Source organism: Acinetobacter sp. UBA5984 (genome assembly GCF_002429925.1).
Taxonomy (GTDB): domain Bacteria; phylum Pseudomonadota; class Gammaproteobacteria; order Pseudomonadales; family Moraxellaceae; genus Acinetobacter; species Acinetobacter variabilis.
This window is the reverse complement of record NZ_DJBE01000002.1, coordinates 57278-80507: the sequence shown is the minus strand read 5'-3', so window position 1 is coordinate 80507 and position 23230 is coordinate 57278. Positions and strand designations below refer to the sequence as shown.

Genomic DNA, 23230 nt, shown 5'->3' with positions numbered 1-23230 from the left:
TCATAATAAGTTTAAGGCAGGTTGGGAGGAATATTTATGCTGCATTTACGTGTACACCCGGATAATCCGCAAGCTCGTCTGATCAGTCAGGCGGTAGAACGTATTCGTGCCGGTGATGTTGTGGTTTATCCAACCGATGCAGCCTATGCGATTGGCTGCCAGATTGGGAATAAACATGCGATGGAGCGAATCGCGCAGATTCGTGGTCTAGGACCTAAGCACCAATATGCCATTATCTGCTGTGACTTATCCGATCTTGCGACTTATGCCAAAGTCGACAATGCTGTCTATCGTTTGCTGAAAAATAATACACCTGCTGTGACCACATTTATTCTTCCGGCAACCAGCGAAGTGCCTAAACGTTTAATGCATCCGAAGAAAAAAACCATTGGTTTACGTATCCCTACCAATCCTGTGTGCCAGATGCTGCTTCAAGAGCTGGGCGAACCTTTATTAACCTCTACCCTGATTCTTCCAGACCACACCGATCCTCTTGATGATCCTTATGACATTGAAATGCAGCTCGGCAAACGGATTGATGTGTTTATCGACAGTGGACTGGGCACATTAAGTACGACTTCTATTGTGGATTTATCAGGAGATCAGCCTGANNCTCCTGAACCTGAATGAATTTCCTGCCGATCATCTAATCTATGCCGAATTGCCTTGGACACTGGAATCCAAGGCAATATCTATCGATAAAAATTCCAAGCCAGAATTAGATCTGAATATCAACAATATTGAATACTCATACTTTCTTGATGTCGCGATGGCAAGAAAACTTCTACAAGTTTATTCAACGAACAATGTTTGTCTGGCAGATACCTGCCAACGTGTCATTGAATATGTATTGCGAGAGCAGAATTAAAATAACCTGATCACGCATGCCAGGATTTAATAGCTCGCCGCACGATCCTGAGTAGATGCACTGACCGCTGGTGCAACTGAAGGAACTTGATTATTCAAACTTGACTTTGGGGGTAACGGATCACCTTCTTTATAATGTTTTAACTGCAAGAAGTTTGGACATTCCGACAGCTTTTGCTGATGAGTTGCAAGTTCAGCACCAAACCTGTTTTTGACTGAAACATGAAAAGTGATTTGATCCTCTTCAAGCACATTCAATAACGCAGTCCGGGCTTTGGATTCCATAGTCCTAAAAGAATCAATAGAATTACAGCTCATGGTTTTGACCATTGCAGTAACACCGTCGGGTAAATCTTTACCTGTATAAAGTGTATTACGCATATAGAAACGAATATGGGGATATTGATCCAGTACGCTAAAATCCAGTTTCATGGCCTGCATCACTGGTTTAGCCTGCTCAACAAAGCTGGAAAAGCCGCCAGACTTCAGATTGGTACGCATTTCATTTTCAAGCTGCATGAGCTGGTATTGAGGATAGCCCCAGAATACACCTAAGCCGATGACGCCGATTAACACAAGTATGATTGGCATTTTTATAATTAACCTGATCTATGTTTGTTATTTATTAATATTTTTGGCTATATTAGTTTATTTTTTAGGCGATAGATAACTGTTTTTTCTTATTTTTATCACATGTTCCCTGATGAGCTTTCACACATTCACTATTTAATAGGTGCTGAAAATCTTTTAAAAATTTTCTATATGAAGTTACAGTTTCTTAAGCCACCCAGGCTATATTGCATTTAATTTTAGCTAATATGCTGTTTAATATCAGACTTGTGCATTTTATCGAATTAAAAAAATAAAATTTCTCCTAAAATAAATATGGTTTTTTTGCATTTGAATGCATATCTATTTTATTTAACGACAATTTTCCAGTACAATGCCAACTACTAAATTATGTGCTTTTTCTCCTGACAACAGCTCGGGGAATAAGCCATTTCATGCCTTTGAAAATTCGCGTGGCTTATAATTGTAATGACTCAAATGCCCCATAACGCTATGGAATCTGCTCCAAACATCCGGGTTCTGGATGAATGGCAAAATACGATTCCAGAGGATCTGTATATTCCTCCAGCAGCGTTTGAAATTCTGTTAGAACATTTTGAAGGCCCCCTCGACTTTTTAATCTACCTGATCCAGAAAAATGGTTTTGACCTGTTGCAGGTTGATATCGCGCCGATTGCCTCCCAATATCTGTCCTATATGGATGCGATGAAATCCCTGAATATTGAGCTAACCGCGGATTATATGGTGATGGCTGCTTTACTGGCTGATCTCAAATCCCGGTTATTACTGCCTAAACCGAAAAGCGTGGCTGCGGTTGAACAGGATCCAAAACAGGACTTGATTGAGCGTCTGGAAAATTATTTACGGATTAAGCAGGCTGCAGAACGTCTAGGTCAGATGACAATTCTGGAACGCGATACCTTTCAGGCCAATGTTCACCTAGGTGAGTTTATCCAGCCCAATGAAGGCCATAGTGCTGATCTGCTGCGTGATGCCTTGCTTTGCGTCTTTAACCGTCCTGAACCGGTCATTCATCAGGTGCAACAGGAGCCTGTTTTACTGGAAGAACGGATTGCCTATATTGAAAGCTGTCTAGAATCCGGTGAAGTCTTGTCTTTTGATAACTTACTCAAGCCAAGTCAGGGACGCATGGGTGTAGTCGTGACCTTTATGGCCGTGCTAGAACTTACCCGCCAACAAAAAATTCAAATTATTGCCTCAGGCATTGAGGCACCGCTCGCAATTCAAGGAGCACACGTATGAACACAGAACACAATACCTCCTTGTCTGCGGAAGATAATCTGCATGAAATTCTGATGCAACTGGAAGCGATTATTTTTGCCAGTGATTCCCCGGTTTCCTTAGCTCGACTGAAAGAAGCATTTCAAGATCGCTATAGTAAGCAGGAGCTGCGCCAGTATTTACAGCAGCTTTCCATGTTGATGCATGGCCGTTCTATTGAACTGGTTGAAACTGTGCAAGGTTACCGTTTTCAAGTGCGTGTAAAATATCGTAATATTATTGCACAGACTTGGCCTGAGCGACCGACACGCCTGTCACCTTCATTACTGGAGATGCTTGCGGTGATTGCTTATCATCAGCCAGTGACCCGAGCTGATATTGAACAAATTCGTGGTGTCACGAATAACAGTCAGATTTTGCGTACACTGTTTGACTGGAACTGGATTAAAGAATCTGGCTTTCGTGAACTCCCTGGAAGACCTGCGTTGTTAGTGACAACGCCACAATTTTTAAATGCGTTTGGCTTAAATTCTTTAGGCCAATTGCCTCCCCTGCAGGATGCCAAGGAAGCTTTTATGGCGCTCGATGCGAATGCACCGAAGTCATAAATAGGTGAACTGTTGAATAATTATTTCTAAGGTTATGCTGTCATGAGTGAAAAGTTGCAAAAGGTGCTTGCACGTGTTGGTTTGGGTTCTCGCCGTTATATGGAAGAAGTCATTGCCGCAGGTCGTGTGAGTGTGAATGGGCAGATTGCCCAAGTGGGTGAACGAATCGAACCAGGTGATGAGCTTCGCATCGATGGTCGTAAAGTGCAGTTCCAGATCGAAGACGAAATCCGTCGTCGTGTTCTGATTTATTACAAGCCAGAAGGCGAAATCTGTTCACGTAACGATCCTGAACAGCGTCCAACAGTATTTGACAACCTGCCATCAATTCAAGGCGATCGCTGGGTCATGGTCGGCCGTCTGGATATTAACTCGACCGGTCTGTTGCTGTTTACAAATGACGGTGAACTAGCGAATCGTTTAATGCACCCATCCAATGAAATCGAACGTGAATATGCGGTTCGTGTCATGGGTGAAGTGACTCCACAACTGAAAAACAACATGCTGAAAGGCGTGGTGCTAGATGATGGTCCTGCGAAGTTTGAATCATTCTCTGAACTGGGTGGTGACGGGATCAACCGTTGGTATCAAGTTGTCGTGAAAGAAGGTCGTAACCGTGAGGTTCGTCGTATCTTTGAATCACAAGGCCTGAAAGTCAGCCGTTTATTACGTACTCGTTACGGTACCGTGATTCTGCCACGTGAACTTCGTACAGGTCGCTGGATTGAACTGGATAAACAGGATATCGATAACCTGACCAAATCAGTTGAGCTGAAACCGCGTCAAGGTACCGGCTTATTTGGTATGGCGAAACGTCGTAACGAACGTATGCAGGAAAAACCAATGGCAGCGCGCCGTGGTGGTTACCTGCGTCAGCAACGCCGTGATACCGATGAGCAGCAGCCGCAATACAACAGCCGTGAACGTCGCGATGATCAGGGCTTTGGTCGTCGTGAAAACCAGAATGGCACCCAGTTTGCACGTCGTGACAACCGTGAAGACAACCAGTTTGGTCGCCGCGAAAATCGTGAAGGCAATGCACCACGCGGTTTATATGGTGCGAATAAAGGCTTTAAAAAGTTCTAAGCTTTGAATAAGAGAGAGTCACTTCGGTGGCTCTTTTTTTTGCAAGAACAATAATAATGACTCAATTTTATCTATCCCTGGTCTTCTCAATAGAACCCGATATAAAAGGCGAGTATCTCTTTCCTATTTCCTAAAAGTGAATTCCCGTCATAAAAAATGCCCAGCAATGTGGACATTTTTTATTTCGTACTTTAGCAAGTTACTGCGGAATACCCTGTGGAATCGCACTTAGCAGACGCTTGGTATAATCATGCTGTGGAGATTGATACAGATCATCTGAGTTGGCAATTTCCACCAAATCACCATGATTTAGCACCATGATCTGATCAGAAATATATTTCACGACTGATAAATCGTGTGAAATAAAGATATAACTCAGACCAAATTCATCCTGCAAATCCTGCAATAGATTCAACACCTGTGCCTGTACGGATACATCCAGTGCTGACACCGATTCATCACAGATCAGAATCTCAGGCTTTAAAGTTAGACAACGTGCAATCGCGATCCGCTGACGCTGACCACCTGAAAACTCATGTGGATAACGATAGAAGGCCTGAGCCGGTAAGCTGACCCTTTCCAGTAAATCGAGTGCCATCTGTTTACGTTCTGCGTCATCCTTGCCGATATGATGAATCTGCATCGGCTCCATCAGGATTTGTCCCACGGTAAAACGCGGATTTAGCGAAGCATACGGATTCTGGAAAATGATCTGGATTTTACGTTGATAGGCCGTAAACTCTTTTTCCGTCATCGACAAGATATCTTTGCCCTGAAACAATGCCTTGCCGCCTGTAGCTTGTTGCAGTCGCATCAAGAGTAAACCAATCGTGGTTTTACCAGAACCTGATTCACCAACCAACCCTAAGGTTTTACCTTTAGCCAGCTGAAAAGATACCCCTTTCACGGCCTGAAATTCATCTTTGCCAAATAGGCCTTTACGGCTATAGAAAGATTTTTTCAGATCGCGCACATCCAGAATAATCTCCTCATTACCTTTTAAACCACGAGAACGCTCCTGTTGTAGCGGAGCGTTCGCATGCAGGTCATGCGCCAGACTATCCTGTTTCATAAAGTCGCTAATCACCGGCAAACGCAAAGGACGGTGCGATAGCTGTGGACGGCAATGCAACAAGGCTTGGGTATAAATATCCTGAGGATTGTTCAGGACTTCTGTCACCGAACCTTGCTCACGAATCTCGCCATAACGCATTACAATGACCTGATCCGCAATTTCACCAACTACCGCCAGGTCATGACTGATGAATAACATCGACATTTGACGGCGCTGACGCAAGGATTCAAGCAGGTCCAGAATCTGTTTCTGGATAGTCACATCTAATGCCGTCGTTGGTTCATCAGCAATCAAGAGTTTCGGTTCACAGGCAATGGCCATGGCAATCATGACCCGTTGCTGCTGTCCACCAGATAACTGACTCGGATAAGCATCAATCTTGCTTTCCGGTGAAGGAATACCGACTTCCTGCAAAAGTTCCAGCGTTCTTTGACGGGCCTGTTTTTTATTCATGCCCAAATGCAGGCGTAGAATTTCCGAGATCTGCATGCCCACGGTAAACACTGGATTCAATGAGGACATTGGTTCCTGGAAGATCATGGCAATTTCTTTGCCGCAGATCTGACGCATTTCACTCGACTTGAGTTTTAGCAAATCACGCCCTTCAAACAGGATCTGGCTGTCTTCAGCGACCTTCGAGTTCTCAGGTGCTAATAGTCCCATCACCGCTAATGAAGTCACAGATTTACCACTTCCGGATTCACCAACTAATGCCACTGTGGTATTGGCCGGAATTTCAAATGAAATTCCTTTGACCGTTTCCACATATTGTTTATTTTCACCTTTAAAACTGACGCGCAGGTTGTCTACGCGAAGTAACGCGGGTGCTGTGCTTGGATTCATTTCAGACATCGCTGCGCTCCTATTTCAGTTTTGGATCTAATGCATCACGTAATGCATCAGTAAACATTGAGAAAGCTGTAACCAGCACCGCCATCGCCACCGATGCCGCAGTCAATTGCCACCATTTGCCTAAAATCAGCTCGCTTTGTGCTTCATTCAGCATACTTCCCCATGACACTACCCCAATCGGTACGCCAAAGCCCAGGAAGCTCAGAATCACTTCGGACTTAATAAAGGCCACTGCAAGAATGGACATTTGTACCAACGCAATATGGCTGACGTTCGGGAAAATATGCACGAAGATACGGCGCATATTGCTTACCCCGATGGCTTTAGCCGCCAGTACATATTCACGCGCAGTATGCTTCATATATTCAGCACGAACTAAACGAAACACCCCGGTCCAGCCGGTCAGACCCAAAATCAGGATAATCGATAAAACCCCTTTTTGTTGCAGTACTGCTGCAATCGCTAATACAAGCAATAAGTATGGAATAGAAGTAAAGATATTGTAGAACCAGTTCAGGACATCATCGATCCAGCCACCGAAATAACCAGCAATCGCCCCCAGTACCGTACCAATCACCACCGCAACCAACGCAGCAATCAGGCCAACCAAGATCGAAGTTTCTGCACCTTTAATGGTTTTCAGTAGTACATCCTGCCCCCATTTATCTGCACCAAAGAACAGACTTTGCTTTAATTCACTGCTCTGATCCAGTAACTGACCACCTAATTCCTGATCAATGGCTTTCATATCTTCAGCCAGCGGATCAACCACACCATAATAATCAATCACACCTGCGCCCTGTTCAGCAGCAATTTCTGCTTCCAGTTCGGCAATCACATCTTTTAAAGGATCAACTGGATTAACTGGCACTACGGCAGATTCAGTACTTTGATCTTCATCTGCAGCTCCAGGTACAGACGGTGTATAGATAAAACTTGGGGGTGCATAACTCACCGCCACTTCCTTATTCCAGTCCTTGGCAATCATACCGGTCATAGAAAGCAGCAACATCAGCAGATAAAACAGCACCACAAATAGGGAGAACATCGCAATACGGTCACGTTTCAGACGACGCAACGCCAGCTGCCATAATCCGGTTGAAGCAGACTCAGGCACTGCTGAAGCATGTTGCTCTTTTTTAAATATCGCACTCAGCATAACTCACCTACTTCAACTGTACACGTGGATCGACCCATTTATAGATCAGATCGGCAATCAGGTTAAATAACATGGTCGCAGCCGCAACATAGACCGTAATCGCTTTAATTACCGGAAAGTCAGAACGTTCAACTGCGATAATCACTTCACGGCCAATGCCAGGAATACCGAAGAAACGTTCAATCAGGAAAGCACCGATCAGTAAAGCCGGAAGTCCCGCCATGACATCAGTAATGATTGGAATCGAAGCATTGCGCAGTACGTGCACGCCCAGAATGCGGCTTTCGCCCAGACCTTTGGCACGTGCGGTACGGACATAATCCTGATTGACTTCATCCAGAACAAAACTGCGGTAGAGACGCAAAGTCGGTGCAATACTCACCACCAGCATGATTAATACTGGCAATAGTGCATATTTGAATAAATTTTCAGTAAAGTTATCGCTCCAGCCCTGTACCGGGAACCAGCTCAGTTCATAAGCCAAGACGTACTGGAATACGATGATATAGACCAGAATACTGATCGACATACCGATGGTACACAGCATCATGATCATGCGGTCTGTCAGCGAACCACGCACTGAAGCCACCCCGAGCGCCAGAATGATTGAAACAATCGTTTGCAGAATCGTGAGTGGAATCAAAATGGTCAGTGATGGCCCCAAACGCGTGGTAATAATCTGGGATACCGACTCACCGGTACTCCAGCTCACGCCATAATCAAAGGTCAAAATCTGCTGGATGAAAATCCACAGTTGTACGTAATAAGGTTGATCGACCCCGAGCTGCTGGCGGATATTTTCAATCTGCTCAGCATTGGCCATTTTACCGGCCAGGATATAGGCCGGATCTCCCCCGACCCAGTTAAATAACAGGAATATCAGCAGAATCACCCCCAGCATGGTGGGGATCATTTGCCAAATCCTTCGAATAATATATGCCAGCATTGCTTCCCTTCCTTGACTTAATGTCCTGAAATTTCATTAAAGAAAGCTTTGCTGTCCGGTTCGCGGCCCAGAAAATCCTTAACCATCTGATCGCCCGGTTTTTGTCCGCCTTGTGCCAGTACGGTCTCGCGATAATGCATGCCGACTTTTGGATCCATCAGATGATCACCATAAGCAGACAACATGTCGAGTGCCAGCACTTCAGACCACATGTAGCTGTAATAACCCGCCTGATAGCCACCCATCAAATGCCCGAACTGACCCGGGAATTGCTGACCTGGAACAGAACCCAATGCAGTTTTACTTTCCATATCCTGCCAGAGTTTTAATGGATCAATGCTTTTCGCATCTTTACCGTGCAGGGCCATGTCGTACTGAGCATATAAAGTCTGACGGGCATAATGCAGGCCGCGACCATAATTTTTCACGTTCTTTAAGCGTTCGGTCATGGCTTCATCAACACGAGGACAAGCAGGTTCACAGTAATCTGCTACTTTAGATAAAGTCTCGAAACGGCGCGCCCACTCTTCATACATTTGTGAAGGTGCTTCAACAAAGTCACGCTCTACCGATGTACCTGACTGCTCGGTATAACGGGTCTTAGATAAAATTCCATGCAGCGCATGACCCATTTCATGTACAAAGGTTTCTAGCTCATTACTGTTCAGACCTTTACGGTTGAAGTTGGTCACCAAAACAGAGACCGGACGGCGATGATTTAAACGGCTGCCACCATAAACGCCCCAGACTGCAGCATGGCCATATTTGCCTTCACGTGGGTATTTATCGACATAAAGTCCGCCCATAAACTCACCGGTGGCTTTGTCATGCACGGCATAGTATTCAACTTCATCGTGCCAGGCTTTGACTTTTACCGGCTTGAATTCAATCTCATATAATTCGGAAGACACCGCAAATAACCATTTTTGAGCCGCTTCAGTCGGGAAATAATCACGCAGTTTTTCCTGATCCACCTTGTATTTGGCCTGACGCAGTTTTTCACTCCAGTAGCCCTGGCTCCAGCGCTCAATCTCTGCTTTTTCCAAAGGAATTTTTAAAGTTTCTGCCTTGAACTGACGTAATTCTTCAACATCCTGTTTTTCTAATGGCGCAACTTTGGCATAAACCTCATCCAGAAAACTGTTAACTGCTTCTGGGGTTTTGGCCATACGATCTTTTAAAGCAACATACGCATAACTATCTTTATCAAAGAGCTGGGCCAGTTCATAACGCAGATCAATGGCCTTTTTCATATATTCGAGATTTTTATCGGTACCGCGACGGGTATAGGCAGTCTGATAACGTTTACGTGCTTCATCACTCTCTGCCAGCTCCATAAATGGCTGATATTCCGGATAGTCGAAGCCGAGCAGATAATTGCCCTTTTCATTTTTCTTTAAACCGGCGATATAGCTCGTAGGTAAACCTTTTAGTTCTGCAGCAGTGAATTCAACTTTTTCAGGGTTATCACGTACATTCTTGGAATAGTCCTGTCCCAGTTTGGTGCTTTCTTCAATAATTTCCTTCAAACGCTTCTGCTTCTCTGCGCTGAGTTGTACCCCGGTTTTTTCAAACTGATTCAGAATATCTTTCAGGAATTTCTCATCGACCGGATCTGTGGCTTTTAGTTTCTTGAACTGGGCATACAGTTTTGGACTCTGATACATGGAAGTTAGATATTTACTGATTTTCAGCTCACAGTCATCTGCCGCCTGACGCAAGGCCGGATCAGGATCAACATTGCTATATAAACCGATAGGTGAAACAAAATCACCAATCGATGCCTGCAATGTATCCCAAGCTGCCAGATAAGGACGGGCTTCGGCCTTATTTTTGATTTTCTGGCTTTCAAATTTCTGGATATCTTTTTGCATTTTATCCAGATTGGCATCGCACAATGCCGGAATTTCTGCAGCCTTGAACAAAGGCAAAAGCTGGGTTTGGGTCTCTGCCATGACGGTTTGAGATCCCCCGATCATCGCCAGACAGAGTGTGGTAAATTTCAAGTGTTTTAATGTCATCATCATCTCCAGCTTTTTCTTACTTTTTAGTATCAATATCGATATACATCCATTCTGTAGACAGAATCGGATGGGACTTGTGGCCAATAATATGAGGTTGCGTTAATGCATTACGATAGGTGCTATACAGCATCATGGTGGGCATATTGACCTCCAGAATACGGGTCATTTTGCGATAAACCAGATCCCGTTCAGGACCCGGTGGCATGCTCTGACTCTGTTCATATAAACGGTCATATTCCGCATGCTTGAAACAGGCATTATTGGTGACATTGACGTTTTTGCCATAGAACAACTGCATGAAGTTGTCAGCATCCGGATAATCGGCAATCCATGCAGAGCTTTTAAACATGGTTTTACATTGCTTTTCCAGCTTAATGCCTTCAGCAAATGGCATGGCCTTACTGGTCAGTTTGATATGAATATTATCTAGGGTCTTTTTCCAGAATTCGCCCTGTTGCTGACCACGACTGGTATTGGCCGTAATCAGTTCAATCACCAGAGGTTTGCCTTCAGGAGTTCTCCGCCAGCCATCCGCACCGATCTTGTAGTTATAGCGATCCAGCAACATGTTGGCTGCCTTGACCGAATATGGCGTACTGGTTTTATAAGCGGGTGAATAGCCTGCAACTCCTGGCGGAATAGGCATGTGCAGTTTTGCGCCATCTCCTTTTAGTAATACGCTAATCATATTTTCAACAGAAAAAGCCATTGCCATGGCACGACGTAAGGCAATTTTTTCTGGCGTAAAGCCACCCACTACCGGGTCTTGCATATTCCAGTAATGGTAGTTAATCGATGGCTCCAACATGCGCGACAGCTTGATGCCTTGCTTGGCCAGCTCAGGTTTTAACTTGTCACCATCCAATGCCTGCACGACCAGATCGCCGTCGATTTCCACCAGATCCAGTTCATTTTTCTTGAATGACAACATCCGTGATTGTGCTTCTTCAATCACACGCACATCAATGGTGCCGATTTGAGGCATTTTTTTGCCCTGCATCGCACTGACAATCGCCTGGTCTTCTGCACTATTGGCTTTATAATTCCAGACAAAACCACGGTAAGTCGGATTCGGCTTTAAGATAATGCGTGATCCCGGTGTCCAGCGGCTAAGCACATAAGGCCCTGTACCGACCGGCTTACTCATCACCCAGCCAGCTTTATCTTTGTACTTTTCGATGACTTCGCGTGCGACTGCGGCAGCCGGACCGTGGGCCAGCAACATCGGAAAGTTCTGATCAGGATTATTCAGCTTGAGTACCAGCGTATAGCGATCTGGAGTCTGAATGCCTTCAAATGGATTTTCATAGACTTTGCCATTTTTTTTCGCCATGGCTGTCCAGACTTCTAATCCTTTGATCCGGCCATCCAGCAACCAGCTATTTGGTGAATTAAGCTTTGGATCTAGGAGACGCTTTAGAGAATAGGCATAGTCATAGGCGGTCAGTTCACGTTTTTTACCACCAAAGACCGGGTCATCCGCAAAGTAAATGCCCTTTTTAACTTTAATGGTATAAGTCAAACCGTCCGCACTGACCTGAGGCATATCTACCGCAGTCAATGGCACCAGTTTCGCTGGTGAGGCCAGATAATCATAGGTATATAAGGTTTCAAAAATCGCCGAGTTAATCTTGGCAGAATAACGGTCATGGATATAACCGGGGTCGAAACCGGTTTCAGCCGCGGGAAAGACCGTTTTTAAGACTTTATTCGGATTAGCGGGATTGGCAGCCCATGTGGGTGCAGCACCTGCCATCATTAAACTGGCCACTAAGACCCCACTGGCCAGCTTTTTTAAAGCGTTTGTATTCACATTCATACTGGTTCTTAATCTTCTCAAGTTATTTTTCAGGTTCAATATCCAGATATTGCCAAACTGCTCTAGTCACCGGATGTGCCTTAAAGCCCTGTACCTGTGGATGAATCAGCCAGTTGCGTACCCGGGTATTGTGCAAAATCCATGGATTATCGGCCTCCATCTGGCGGTTCATCTGCTCATAATATGGAGTGCGTTGCTGAGGCGGCAGTTTCATCGCAGTTTGATACAGCGCGTCATAGGCTTTAGAGGTATAGCAGCTCAGGTTACCTTGCTGGGCATTTGGGCCATACAGCAACTGGGCAAAGTTTTCCCCTTCCGGATAATCTGCAATCCAGGCGCCACCCCACATCATATGTTTGCATTGAGTGGCTTCTTTTAAATTGTCGGCAAAGTTACTGACTTTAAATTCAACTTTTATCCCGATTGCATCCAGGTTCTTTTTCCATAGCTCCGCAGAAATAACGGAAGAGCTTGAGCTGGTCGAGTTCATTTTCAGAACCAATGGTTTACCATCAGGCAAGGTACGGTAACCGTCGGCACCTTTCTTGTAGCCAAAACGATCGAGCAGTTTATTGGCAAGCAATGGGTTGTAGGCAATACTGCTTCTATAATCCGGGTTATATCCACCCACACCTTCAGGAAGAATCATTTCAGCTTTAACAGCATGCCCCTTATATAACTGCTGGATGGCTTCTTTCTGGTTATAGGACAAGGCAATGGCACGGCGTAGTGCAATTTTTTCCAGTGAGTTCCCACCAATCACCGGATCACGCATATTCATGATGGTATAGGTGATTTCCGGTTCTTTATTCGGATAGTGCAGGATGCCTTTTTTCTTGTATTCACTTTTCAGCTGCTTATTTTCCAGTGCCTGTTCAGTGCCGCTTGCAGTCAGTTTGTCATAGTCTAATTGTCCAGATTTTAAGGCCAGCCATCGTGATTGTTCTTCTTCAATAATGCTGATCTTGACCTTGCCAATTTGCGGCATCTGCTTGCCTTGCATGGCTTTGACAATCCGTTGATCCCACTCTGAACCATCCCCCTTAAAGTTCCAGACAAAACCACGATAATTTGGATTAGCAGTCAGCTCAATACGGCTACGCGGCACATATTTGTGTAACTGGTATGCCCCTGTTCCGACTGGATGCTGACCTACCCGATCGCCATAATATTCGATGACTTCGCGTGCAGTACCAGCAAAAGCGACATAGGCCAGAATGTAAGGAAAGTTCAGGTCGGAACGGGTCAGGGTAATTTGTAAGGTATATTTATCTAGGGCTTTTAAACCGGCAATCGGAGCATCATAGTTAAATTTACCCGTTTTTTTGGCCTGCTGGATAACTTGATCTGCGCCAAGAATTTTGCCTTCAATAAAGGAAAAAGAAGGCGAATGGTTTTTCGGATCCATCACCCTTTGCATGGAATAAATATAATCTCGGGCAACCAGTTCACGCTTCTTGCCCTGAAAGACTGGATCCGGACTGAAATAAATTCCTGGCTTGATTTTAAAAGTATAAACTTTGCCATCCTGTTCAACCACGGGTAAAGACTCGGCGGTATTCGGAGCCAAAATTGCAGGCCGAGCCAGATAGTCATAACGCAACAAAGGCTCGAAAATGGCCTCAGCCACGCTACCACTATAAAAATTATAGGTTTTGACCATATCAAAACCATCATCAGGTGCTTCGAAAGCCAGGTTTAAAACTTTATCCGGATGTGCAGATGATTTTGCCCAGGCAGTTTGCCCCGAGCTCATAGCCAAGGCCAAAATCGTCATGCTAAAAAGTGCTGATTTCAAATTTGTACCTATTCTTTATCTTGAAGTTTTATTGCTATAGGAAGTTTTAAATACATCATCCCATATTTGCTTCAATGGATGGGTCAAAGCTAGACAGATGGAATAAACTGAACAAAGCGAATTTCATGCCATCCTTGCAAAAAATAGGGATTTCTTCCTGTTTTTAACTGAAAAAAGTTTATTTTTATTAATTATTTAAAACATTATGAATAACATAATATTTTCCATGAATCATTAATTAAATTTTTATCCTTAAAATTCTCACTAAAGTTCATTTCGCACAAAAATAACTCAACCCTGTTTCATCTTATTGCACTATTGTATACCTTTAGGTAAACAAAAAATAAACATAAGTACTTGTATTATAGATAATTTATTTTTAAAAAATATTGTATATTTTATGTAAAAATTATGCACCATGATTAAACTTTATTCAATTTCCCTCTCATTTTTGGACTACTTTCTTATTCATTAAATATTTATTTATTGCTTTGACAGGGGTCTCACTTCCTTCTTTCTTCAGATTCGATACACAGACTTCTTAATTTTTCTTCAGTATCGCTTGATAAATTCAAACCTTATTCAATTAAATCAATATTTTTCAATTACTTAAAAATATAAAAATATAAAATTTTATAAGTTGGCATTCGCCTTGCTTAGATCAACCCAGCACTACTTCACATAACAAAAGGGTGAAATTTACGATGAAAAAAAATAAATTGGTCGGATCTATGGGGGCTCCAACCGTCAGCAAAAGACTACTCAAGTTAAGCGCACTCAGCTTAAGTATGATGTGTCTGCCGCTGACCCATGCCGAAGAAGCTGCATCTGCTGAACAGCCAACTAAAGTTCAGAAAGTGACAGTGACGGGTTCATCAATCAAGGGGGTTGCTGCACAAAGTTCTTCACCAATCACCGTCATCAAAGGTGAAGATCTTGCGAACCAAGGTGTAACTACTGTTGAAGAAGCTTTAGTAAAAGTCAGTGCGAACCAGGCTGGTTTCTCTACTGCTCAAAACGTAGGTGCAAGTAATACTTCAGGTTCGACAGCCAACTTACGTGGTCTAGGCTCAGACAAAACACTTGTGCTTTTAAATGGCCGCCGTCTTGCCTATAGTGCATTCAGTACAGATAGTACCAACTTAAACATCATCCCTATGGCGATGATTGACCGTATTGAGATTTTACGTGATGGTGCTTCTGCAGTTTATGGTGCAGATGCGATTGCGGGGGTAATCAACTTCATCACCAAATCTGAATACAATGGCTTAGGCGTTACCGGAGCCTTACATGAAACCGAACATTCAGGTGGTGAGAAACAACAGGTTGCGATCTTCGGTGGTTTCGGTGACCTGGATGAAAATGGCTTTAATGTCATGGGCGTCTTGGACTACCGTAAATCTAACCAGATCCATGCTCAACAGCGTAAAGTCAGCCGCCGTGGTGGTGTAATTCCTGAATTAGGTATTGATGCTGGTTCTGCAAGCGGCTTCCCGGCAAACATCTATGACCCAACCACTGGTTATTTAGGTAACCCATATCCAGATGACTGTAATAATGTTCCATGGTCTTCTCCAGATGACGGCTTCTGTTACCTGAATACGCAGGCTTTAATTGCGATCAAACCACAGGTTGAAACCCTGTCTGCATTAGGTAAAGGTACATTCAAGCTTAATGATTCATTAAATGCGGTTGGTGAATACGTGTTTACACGTTCTGAAGTATCCACTTCAATTGCACCAGACGTTTATGGCCGTACCGTGACTTTACCTTCAAGCAGCCAATATTATCCAGGTAATGGTATTACTCCAGCTATTACAGATGGCGAGTTAAGCGGTGACCCACTTCAACTTTACCTCCGTTCTCAGGCAGGCAACCGTCAAAGTATGTCAACCAATGACTCTCACCGCTTCTTTGCAGGTATTGAAGGTGAGGCATTAGGCTGGGATATCAACGCAGGCGTGTCATACGCGAAAAGCGAAGCAACTGATGAATTTACAGGTGGTTACTTACATCGTAGCAACCTGCAAACTGCATTGAATGAAGGTCGTATTAACCCATTCGGTCCAGCACGTCCAGGCGATACCCCTTGGGAATCATTTGTGATTAATGGCGAAACTAACATCGCCTCTTTAGAGTCTACAACTGCAGACTTTACGATTAGTCGTCCAATTTTTGAATTACCTGCAGGTGATGTTGGCTTTGCCTTCGGTGGTAGCTTCACGACTCAGGACTGGGAAGCGAAAGTAAACTCTGAAATCGTGGCTCAAGTACCAGGTTCTGGTATTGACCCGAGCAAACCAATCAGTAAGGGTGATCGTGACATCACAGCATTCTTCACTGAATTCCAGATTCCAATCTTGCCAAGTCTGGAAGCTCAAATTGCTGCCCGTTATGATGACTACAGCGACTTCGGTGATACCTTCAACCCGAAAGTTGGTCTTCGTTGGGAACCAATGAAGGAAATCATGTTCCGTGCATCTTATAGCACTGGTTTCCGTGCACCAAGCTTGTACGAAATCAACGCGCCAATCAGTGAAACCTGGACAGGTGCGAAATACAATGACCCTGTGTTATGTCCAGGTGGTACGCCAGTCGAACCTAAATACCAGGTTGAATGTAATACCCAGTTCAAGCGTACCCAAGGTGGTTCACCTGATCTGCAACCAGAAGAATCTACATCGTTCACTGCTGGTTTAGTATTTGAACCAATCAAAAACCTGGTTTTCACTGCTGACTACTTCAATATCGAGATCGATGGTCTGGTAGGTACAGTGGGTGAATCATCAATCTTTGGTGATCCAGACCTTTATGCTGACCGTTTCGTACGTGATAGCGAAGGCCGTATCCAGCACATCCGTACTACCCTAATGAACTCTGGCGGTTTAAAAACTTCAGGTGTTGACCTGAGCCTGAACTACCTGACACCTAAGACATCTACTGGTCGTTTCGGTTTCGGTATTGATGGTACTTACGTGATCAATCTGGACTACCAAGGTGAACCAGGCGGTGAATGGTCTGGACTAGTAGGCAAATATGAAGACCCAGCAGTAGTTCGCTGGAAACATGTTGCCAACCTGAACTGGTCTTATGAAGACTGGAAAATGATCTTTGAACAACAGTTCACTCGTGGTTATGAAGACTACTCTGGCGAACGTGATGTGGGTGACTACACACTTTATAACTTCGCAACAACTTATAAAGGCTTCAAAAACCTGGAGTTGACTGGCGGTATCCTCAACATCTTTGATGAAGAGCCTGCTGCATCTGATGTTCTGGATAACTTCCAATACGGTTATGACCCTCGTTACTCAGATCCTACAGGTCGTACTTACTACATCCGTGGTACTTACAAATTCTAAGACAAGCTTTCTGCAAATACAGCGCCATGCTGTATTTGCAGTATTCATATCATTTTAGCCAAACAAAAAATAATGCAGCTACATCAGCTTTGAAATAAACCGTTATTTCTTGTTTGTCTTAAATTCCAGGAGTCATGATGAGCACAACGTTTGAAGACATAGAAAAAAGCTCCGCCAAAAAGTTGACTGGAATTGGTGTCGTGATTTTCTTGCATATCCTGGTGGGCCTGGTGCTAATGGCAGGTATGGCAAAAGACATCATCAAACCATCAGAAGAACCGGTTGAATTGATGATTATTCAGGATATTAAACCACCAGAACCAGAGCCACCTAAAGAAACCCCACCTGAGCCACCTAAAATTGTAGAAAAAGTGGCACAGGTTCCTGAGGTTAAACCGGTAGAAAAAGTGGTTCCAGTACAGAAAACACAGCCTACACCAACAGTCACTCAACCGGTTGCAGAACCAACACCTGTAGCTGCAGCAACACCATCCCCAAGTCCGGTGGCTGCACCAGCCCCAGTTGTTGCAGCGGCACCTGCTGCTCCACCGCAACCAACTGGCGTTACACGCGGCGTATCTCAAGGTGAAGCTGGCTGTAAGCGTCCAGATTATCCACGTGATGCATTAATGAATGAAGAGCAAGGTAATGTGCTGATCTCTGTCTTTGTGAATACCGACGGCAAAGTGAAAGAGGCCAAAGTGAAAAAATCCAGTGGCAGCCGTTCACTCGACCGTGCAGCGTCCAAGGCTTTCAGCTTATGTACCTTCAAACCTGCAATGAAAAATGGTGAACCACAAGAATCTTGGTATGACATTCCCTACGAATTTATCTTGGACTGATCCAGACAACAGATTAAAAACAAAATGAGGAGATTCATTATGAAAAACGCACGACACACTTTAAAAAATATCACTGCTGCAAGTGTCATTGCGGCAAGTACTTTACTACCTTTGCAAACCGTATTTGCTGAAGAATCCCCTACACCTGCAACGACAGTCACTGAAACGGCAACCACAACTCCTGCGACTGTCGCTGAGCCTACACCGCCAGCACCTGCTGCAGCTGAAAAACCTGCCAGCAACCCTTATGGTCTGGAAGCCATGTGGAAAGAAGGTGACATGGTGTCTAAAGTGACCCTGTTCATTCTGGTGATCATGTCAATCGGTACCTGGTACATCATGATCACTAAATGCTTGCAACAAGGCAAGATACGCAAACAGGCCAAAGAAGCAGAACATCAGTTCTGGGAATCTTCTTCACTGGATAATGCAGCGCAAAATCTGGATGAAGCCAGCGTATATCGTTTCATCGCGGAAAAAGGCATCAAGTCAACCAAAAACCATGGCGGTACTTTACTTGAGCGTATCGACTTTAATACCTGGGTTACGATTTCTATTTCACGCGCAGTCGACAAGATTCAAAGCCATCTGAGTGGTGGTCTGGCCTTCCTTGCAACCGTAGGTTCTACTGCACCTTTCGTAGGTCTGTTTGGTACCGTTTGGGGCATTTACCATGCCTTGACTGCAATTGGTATTTCTGGTCAGGCATCAATCGATAAAGTTGCTGGTCCGGTCGGTGAAGCACTGATCATGACTGCAATCGGTCTGGCAGTGGCAGTTCCTGCAGTACTTGGCTACAACTGGTTAACTCGCCGTAATAAAGCGGTGATGGAAGAAGTTCGTACCTTTGGTTCTGACCTGCATGCTGTACTACTGAGCGGTGAAATCAGCTCAAACAATCCTGTTCACCGCGACACAAAATAAAAATGGGGGTCAACCATGGGAATGATGGTCAATTCAAACGACAGCGATGATGAGGTCATTGGTATCATTAATACCACGCCTCTGGTTGATGTGATGCTGGTACTGCTGATTATTTTTCTGATTACAGTACCGGTTGCAATTCATACCGTACCGGTCGATCTGCCTGAAGAACGTAATGTCCCGTATGAAACTAAGCCGGAAAATATCCAGCTGGCAGTCAACAAAAATGGCGATATTTTCTGGAATGAATCCTATATTCCGGACAAGGCAATTTTATTGACCCGTTTACAGGCAGAAGCCCAGAAACGTCCTCAGCCTGAGGTGCATATTCGCGGTGATCAAAGAACAGCTTTTGAAGCGATTGATCAGGTCATCAGTACTACCCAGCAAGCAGGTATTGGCAAGATTGCATTTGTCACGACCCCGCCCGCTTCACCTTAAGATTGAGGGAGAATCCAGTTATGGGAATGAATGTTGGCTCAAATCAGGATGATGATGTAATGCTGGACGTCAACATGACACCATTGATTGATGTCATGCTGGTCTTGCTGATTATGTTTATTATCACTATTCCGTTGCCGAATAATTCGATTAATATCAACCTGCCAAATGGCACGCCACCACCGACTGAGGAAAAACCGCCAGAGATTGTGAATTTACGTCTCGATGCTCAAGGCCAGATCTTCTGGAATGATCAGCCGGTGGCGAATGCCCAAGCGCTAGAAGCCTTATTCAAGACCGTAGCGCAAAAAGCCGATCAGGATCAGATTAAAATCAAGGCTGATCGCGCAACTGAATATAAGCATATCGCGATGGTGATGGCTGCGGCTCAGCGTCTGGAAGTGAAAAAAATCGGAATTGTCAGCAATAACAATTCTTAAATCTACAGAATCAAAAAACCCAGCATGTGCTGGGTTTTTTATTATTCAATATCTTACATTTGCGACTGGATATAGTTTTGCAGACCAATCAGCTCAATCAGACGTAACTGTTTTTCTAACCAGTAAGTATGGTCTTCTTCCGTATCTGACATTTGCTGGCGCAGCATGTCACGGGTCACATAATCGCCCTTCTCTTCACAAAGTTTAACCCCTTGAGCCAGCTTTTCACGGACATGATACTCAAGCTTCAGGTCAGCTTTCAGGCAGGTCACCACATCTTCACCGACTTCAATGTCGTCACGCTGCATATTTGGTGTACCTTCAAGGAACAGGACACGACGAATCAGGGCATCTGCATGCTGTGCTTCTTCCTGCATTTCATGGTCGATGCGTTCAAAGATTTTTGTCAGACCCCAATCTTCATACATACGAGAGTGAATCAGGTATTGATCACGAGCAGCCAGTTCGCCACCGATCAGCATATTTAAATAATCTACGACTTCTGGATTACCGCGCATTTGAATTACTCCCTGCTTTTATCATCCTATTATGGAGAAAAGATGTTTGATTTGCAAAAGCAAAATTATGGTAAATATCTGATTTTTATATAATTAAAATGAGAAGCACTTGCATTTACGCTCTCTATTCGGCCAAATCCCATTTATAAAACAATATCTTGCATTTTTCGTTTCGTTTTTATTCAATCCAGCAAGCTGGAATATTCAAACGTTAATTTTTGTAAATATTAATAAGCACTTATCTTGTTGCTTATTTTTATCTTGGACTCACCTGTTTGGCCTGGTTCATGCATAATTGTGCCTACGATGAAAGAAGTCAAAACAACAACGGTTTAAATATGACATTACAACATAGCACAGCACCTGTTCTGGTCACCGGCGCATCTGGCTATATCGCCAGTTGGGTGATCCAAAAACTTTTAAAACAAGGTTATACCGTACATGCCACTGTACGTGACCTGAATAAAACTCAGAGTTATACGCACCTAGAACAAATTGCAGACAGCACTCCGGGAACCTTAAAGCTGTTTGAAGCCAATCTGCTCAAGCCCGGTTCTTTTGATGCGGCCATGGAAGGTTGTGAAATTGTCTTTCATATGGCCTCGCCTTTTGTGGTCACCAATTATAAGGATGCGCTTAAAGACATTATTGAACCAGCAATTCTGGGTACGCAAAATGTGCTGAATAGTGTCAATAAAACTGAATCTGTCAAACGTGTGATTGTCACCTCAAGTATTGCCTCAACGTATGGGGATGCGATTGATATTTTGCAAACCGAGCACACCAGTTTTGATGAATCTCACTGGAATACCACCAGTTCAGAAACCCATCAACCTTATCCATATTCCAAAGTCATGGCAGAACGCAAAGCTTGGGAAATGGCGGAAGCGCAGGATCGCTGGGACCTGATCTGTATCAATCCGGCACTGGTCTTTGGGGAGTCCTTAACGCCGAATACTCAATCAGGCAGTGTGGAAGTTCTGCAACAGTTTGCCAATGGCATGACTTTACTAGGCGTTCCACCGATGTGGAATGGTGTGGTCGATGTTCAGGATGTTGCCGAAGCCCATATCCGTGCTGCATTTAATCCGGAAGCGCATGGCCGCTATATTATCTGCAGTGAGACTTTGAGTTTACTGGAAATGGGGAAAATCCTGCGCGAAGCCTTTGGTCCAAAATTCCCGTTTCCACGCAACCAGTTGCCTAAAACGGCTTTCAAGATTTTTGGTCCTCTGGCAGGCTTTAGCCGTAAATTTGTTGAACTCAATATGGGTTATCCAATTTTCTTTAATGCCCAAAAAAGTAAGGATGAACTCGGTCTGGAATACCGTCCGGTAAAAGAGAGTCTGGTCGAACATTTCCAGCAATTGCTGGATGATGGTGTGGTGAAAAAATATATTCCTTAACCGTACTCGCTCAAACCTGATCTGACAGTGACCGATTTTTTATGGTGTCTGTCAGATTAAGTTTGAGCTTATGCATCAAGTCATTTATCGGCAAGCTTATGACGACTGCTTAAAAATCTGCTTAAGCAGAAGTCCAACGCGCATTTTTCCACGCTTGCTGTTGCTTTGCATCTAGAAAAGTCCAAGCTACAAAACGACTCTCTTTTTGCCCCTGGGTCATTTTAATGGTTTTTACATCCACTGCACCGCACTTACGCAAGGTATTTAACAGCATAGGCAATGTGGTTTTCTTAGAAACCAGTGTACTAAACCAAAGACATTGCTCAGCAAACTGTGTGCTCTCTTGTACCATCTGGCAAACAAAGCGTTCTTCTCCACCGTCACACCACAGCTCGTTCTTTTGCCCGCCAAAGTTTAACACCACTTTAGACCGATCAACCGGTTTGCCAAGTTTGCGTAATTTTTGCGTTGCTGTGGCATTTGCTTCATCTTGCGAAGCATGAAATGGTGGGTTACACAGGGTCAAATCAAAACGATCTGAAGCTTTAATCACACCTTTGAAGATATTGCTCGGTGTCTTCTGCAATCGAATCTGAATCCCCTTCCTGAGATTAGGATTTGCTTCCACAATAAATTGAGCACTTTTCACCGATGCCGAATGAATGTCTGAGCCAACAAATTTCCAACCATAACTACGATGCCCAATGATCGGATAAATACAGTTCGCACCTACCCCAATATCTAACACCTGAACTGCACGCCCTGTTGGAATCTGGCCATTATTATTGTCACTCAACAAGTCCGCCAAATAGTGAATATAATCGGCTCTACCCGGAATCGGTGGGCAAAGATAATCTTGAGGAATATCCCAATATTGAATGCCATAAAAATGCTTCAGCAATGCCTTATTGAGCATTTTCACAGCCAGTGGATCAGAAAAATTGACTGAAAGATCGTTGTATTGATTCGGGCTGACAAAAGGAGCAAGTTCCGGACAACTCTGGATGAGCTGAGGAAAATCGTAACGACTGCGGTGCAGATTTCGTGCATGTAATTGCGATTTTTGTTGCGGAAAAGATTTCTTTGCTTGCGCCATGTGTATGCCAATCATCAACGGGAGAACAGAATCAATAAGGCAGGATCTATACCTGCAAATGAATCTATTGTACGTGAATTCAACTTACATTGCCGAACCCGTCCTTGTATTTGTCTATCCTCCCCTCTCATTCACCTATAGTTTTGAATTAGCAA

The 23230-nt window shown here is 44.1% G+C and carries 20 protein-coding genes; 11 read left to right on the top strand and 9 right to left on the bottom strand.

The window, feature by feature from the left end; translation table 11 throughout:
* The first annotated feature begins 36 nt into the window (after positions 1 to 36).
* Both B3J29_RS00460 and B3J29_RS00455 read left to right on the top strand, forming a co-directional pair.
* Positions 37 to 630, top strand: coding sequence for an L-threonylcarbamoyladenylate synthase (locus B3J29_RS00460; protein WP_286964151.1), 594 nt, complete (start codon positions 37 to 39; stop codon positions 628 to 630).
* On the top strand, positions 602 to 868 hold the full coding sequence (locus B3J29_RS00455) for a hypothetical protein (RefSeq protein ID WP_422652863.1): 267 nt from the start codon (positions 602 to 604) through the stop codon (positions 866 to 868). Before B3J29_RS00460 ends, B3J29_RS00455 begins: the two co-directional genes overlap by 29 nt.
* A 26-nt stretch (positions 869 to 894) precedes the next feature.
* Here the strand turns inward: B3J29_RS00455 and B3J29_RS00450 are convergent, their stop codons facing one another.
* Positions 895 to 1458 (bottom strand): hypothetical protein, encoded by a 564-nt coding sequence (locus B3J29_RS00450; RefSeq protein ID WP_004783312.1) that lies wholly within the window; start codon positions 1456 to 1458, stop codon positions 895 to 897.
* Positions 1459 to 1905: 447 nt separating this feature from the next.
* Here B3J29_RS00450 and B3J29_RS00445 point away from each other — a divergent pair, with 447 nt between their 5' ends.
* Genes B3J29_RS00445 through rluB form a run of 3 tightly spaced genes read left to right on the top strand, consistent with a single transcriptional unit; the run spans position 1906 to position 4373 of the window.
* Positions 1906 to 2700 carry a segregation and condensation protein A gene (locus B3J29_RS00445; protein ID WP_286964149.1) on the top strand — a complete coding sequence of 265 codons (795 nt, stop codon included), beginning with the start codon at positions 1906 to 1908 and terminating at the stop codon, positions 2698 to 2700.
* A complete protein-coding gene (gene scpB / locus B3J29_RS00440; RefSeq protein WP_214001533.1) occupies positions 2697 to 3287 on the top strand; it encodes an SMC-Scp complex subunit ScpB in 591 nt (196 codons plus the stop codon). Before B3J29_RS00445 ends, scpB begins: the two co-directional genes overlap by 4 nt.
* Positions 3288 to 3329: 42 nt before the next feature.
* Positions 3330 to 4373: a 23S rRNA pseudouridine(2605) synthase RluB gene (gene rluB, locus B3J29_RS00435; RefSeq protein ID WP_208462122.1), complete on the top strand. Its 1044-nt coding sequence runs from the start codon at positions 3330 to 3332 to the stop codon at positions 4371 to 4373.
* 199 nt (positions 4374 to 4572) lie between these two features.
* On the opposite strand, the gene B3J29_RS00430 is transcribed toward rluB, so the two are convergent.
* From B3J29_RS00430 to B3J29_RS00405, 6 genes are read right to left on the bottom strand one after another with little or no spacing between them, the layout of a single operon-like run.
* Entirely contained in the window at positions 4573 to 6300 is a 1728-nt protein-coding gene (locus B3J29_RS00430) for an ABC transporter ATP-binding protein (protein ID WP_262477287.1), read from the bottom strand.
* A gap of 10 nt (positions 6301 to 6310) precedes the next feature.
* Positions 6311 to 7459: an ABC transporter permease gene (locus B3J29_RS00425; RefSeq protein WP_286964146.1), complete on the bottom strand. Its 1149-nt coding sequence runs from the start codon at positions 7457 to 7459 to the stop codon at positions 6311 to 6313.
* Between the two features lie 7 nt (positions 7460 to 7466).
* Positions 7467 to 8405 (bottom strand): ABC transporter permease, encoded by a 939-nt coding sequence (locus B3J29_RS00420; RefSeq protein WP_004783323.1) that lies wholly within the window; start codon positions 8403 to 8405, stop codon positions 7467 to 7469.
* Between the two features lie 17 nt (positions 8406 to 8422).
* Positions 8423 to 10426: a M3 family metallopeptidase gene (locus tag B3J29_RS00415; protein ID WP_214001537.1), complete on the bottom strand. Its 2004-nt coding sequence runs from the start codon at positions 10424 to 10426 to the stop codon at positions 8423 to 8425.
* Positions 10427 to 10445: 19 nt separating this feature from the next.
* Positions 10446 to 12248, bottom strand: a complete 1803-nt coding sequence (locus B3J29_RS00410) for an ABC transporter substrate-binding protein (RefSeq protein WP_286964144.1) — start codon at positions 12246 to 12248, stop codon at positions 10446 to 10448.
* A 22-nt stretch (positions 12249 to 12270) separates the two neighbouring features.
* Positions 12271 to 14025 carry an ABC transporter substrate-binding protein gene (locus B3J29_RS00405; protein WP_286964142.1) on the bottom strand — a complete coding sequence of 585 codons (1755 nt, stop codon included), beginning with the start codon at positions 14023 to 14025 and terminating at the stop codon, positions 12271 to 12273.
* A gap of 725 nt (positions 14026 to 14750) precedes the next feature.
* Between B3J29_RS00405 and B3J29_RS00400 the strand changes: the two genes are divergently transcribed.
* From B3J29_RS00400 to B3J29_RS00380, 5 genes are all read left to right on the top strand, one after another.
* Positions 14751 to 17408 carry a TonB-dependent receptor gene (locus B3J29_RS00400; protein WP_286964140.1) on the top strand — a complete coding sequence of 886 codons (2658 nt, stop codon included), beginning with the start codon at positions 14751 to 14753 and terminating at the stop codon, positions 17406 to 17408.
* Between the two features lie 137 nt (positions 17409 to 17545).
* Complete coding sequence (locus tag B3J29_RS00395) at positions 17546 to 18250, top strand: energy transducer TonB (protein WP_286964139.1); 705 nt, start codon at positions 17546 to 17548, stop codon at positions 18248 to 18250.
* Positions 18251 to 18289: 39 nt separating this feature from the next.
* Positions 18290 to 19174 carry a MotA/TolQ/ExbB proton channel family protein gene (locus B3J29_RS00390; RefSeq protein ID WP_208462115.1) on the top strand — a complete coding sequence of 295 codons (885 nt, stop codon included), beginning with the start codon at positions 18290 to 18292 and terminating at the stop codon, positions 19172 to 19174.
* A 15-nt stretch (positions 19175 to 19189) separates the two neighbouring features.
* Positions 19190 to 19615 (top strand): ExbD/TolR family protein, encoded by a 426-nt coding sequence (locus tag B3J29_RS00385; RefSeq protein ID WP_286964137.1) that lies wholly within the window; start codon positions 19190 to 19192, stop codon positions 19613 to 19615.
* Positions 19616 to 19635: 20 nt separating this feature from the next.
* Positions 19636 to 20055: an ExbD/TolR family protein gene (locus B3J29_RS00380; protein WP_004783336.1), complete on the top strand. Its 420-nt coding sequence runs from the start codon at positions 19636 to 19638 to the stop codon at positions 20053 to 20055.
* A 53-nt stretch (positions 20056 to 20108) separates the two neighbouring features.
* Here B3J29_RS00380 and ftn read toward each other — a convergent pair whose 3' ends face one another.
* Positions 20109 to 20573, bottom strand: a complete 465-nt coding sequence (gene ftn, locus B3J29_RS00375; protein WP_004783337.1) for a heteropolymeric bacterioferritin subunit Ftn — start codon at positions 20571 to 20573, stop codon at positions 20109 to 20111.
* 338 nt (positions 20574 to 20911) lie between these two features.
* Here ftn and B3J29_RS00370 point away from each other — a divergent pair, with 338 nt between their 5' ends.
* Positions 20912 to 21979 (top strand): SDR family oxidoreductase, encoded by a 1068-nt coding sequence (locus B3J29_RS00370; protein ID WP_286964136.1) that lies wholly within the window; start codon positions 20912 to 20914, stop codon positions 21977 to 21979.
* Positions 21980 to 22100: 121 nt separating this feature from the next.
* Here the strand turns inward: B3J29_RS00370 and rlmF are convergent, their stop codons facing one another.
* A complete protein-coding gene (rlmF, locus tag B3J29_RS00365; protein WP_286964135.1) occupies positions 22101 to 23075 on the bottom strand; it encodes a 23S rRNA (adenine(1618)-N(6))-methyltransferase RlmF in 975 nt (324 codons plus the stop codon).
* Positions 23076 to 23230 lie beyond the last annotated feature (155 nt).

What these genes read in the sequence shown, in the direction of transcription:
- B3J29_RS00395 (WP_286964139.1), top strand. Translation starts at nt 17,546, where the DNA reads ATGAGCACAACGTTTGAAGACATAGAAAAAAGCTCCGCCAAAAAGTTG.
- scpB (WP_214001533.1), top strand. Translation starts at nt 2,697, where the DNA reads ATGAACACAGAACACAATACCTCCTTGTCTGCGGAAGATAATCTGCAT.
- B3J29_RS00425 (WP_286964146.1), bottom strand. Translation starts at nt 7,459, where the DNA reads ATGCTGAGTGCGATATTTAAAAAAGAGCAACATGCTTCAGCAGTGCCT.
- B3J29_RS00415 (WP_214001537.1), bottom strand. Translation starts at nt 10,426, where the DNA reads ATGACATTAAAACACTTGAAATTTACCACACTCTGTCTGGCGATGATC.
- B3J29_RS00450 (WP_004783312.1), bottom strand. Translation starts at nt 1,458, where the DNA reads ATGCCAATCATACTTGTGTTAATCGGCGTCATCGGCTTAGGTGTATTC.
- rluB (WP_208462122.1), top strand. Translation starts at nt 3,330, where the DNA reads ATGAGTGAAAAGTTGCAAAAGGTGCTTGCACGTGTTGGTTTGGGTTCT.
- rlmF (WP_286964135.1), bottom strand. Translation starts at nt 23,075, where the DNA reads ATGGCGCAAGCAAAGAAATCTTTTCCGCAACAAAAATCGCAATTACAT.
- B3J29_RS00385 (WP_286964137.1), top strand. Translation starts at nt 19,190, where the DNA reads ATGGGAATGATGGTCAATTCAAACGACAGCGATGATGAGGTCATTGGT.
- B3J29_RS00400 (WP_286964140.1), top strand. Translation starts at nt 14,751, where the DNA reads ATGAAAAAAAATAAATTGGTCGGATCTATGGGGGCTCCAACCGTCAGC.
- B3J29_RS00370 (WP_286964136.1), top strand. Translation starts at nt 20,912, where the DNA reads ATGACATTACAACATAGCACAGCACCTGTTCTGGTCACCGGCGCATCT.
- B3J29_RS00410 (WP_286964144.1), bottom strand. Translation starts at nt 12,248, where the DNA reads ATGAATGTGAATACAAACGCTTTAAAAAAGCTGGCCAGTGGGGTCTTA.
- B3J29_RS00420 (WP_004783323.1), bottom strand. Translation starts at nt 8,405, where the DNA reads ATGCTGGCATATATTATTCGAAGGATTTGGCAAATGATCCCCACCATG.
- B3J29_RS00445 (WP_286964149.1), top strand. Translation starts at nt 1,906, where the DNA reads ATGACTCAAATGCCCCATAACGCTATGGAATCTGCTCCAAACATCCGG.
- B3J29_RS00380 (WP_004783336.1), top strand. Translation starts at nt 19,636, where the DNA reads ATGGGAATGAATGTTGGCTCAAATCAGGATGATGATGTAATGCTGGAC.
- B3J29_RS00390 (WP_208462115.1), top strand. Translation starts at nt 18,290, where the DNA reads ATGAAAAACGCACGACACACTTTAAAAAATATCACTGCTGCAAGTGTC.
- ftn (WP_004783337.1), bottom strand. Translation starts at nt 20,573, where the DNA reads ATGCGCGGTAATCCAGAAGTCGTAGATTATTTAAATATGCTGATCGGT.
- B3J29_RS00430 (WP_262477287.1), bottom strand. Translation starts at nt 6,300, where the DNA reads ATGTCTGAAATGAATCCAAGCACAGCACCCGCGTTACTTCGCGTAGAC.
- B3J29_RS00405 (WP_286964142.1), bottom strand. Translation starts at nt 14,025, where the DNA reads ATGACGATTTTGGCCTTGGCTATGAGCTCGGGGCAAACTGCCTGGGCA.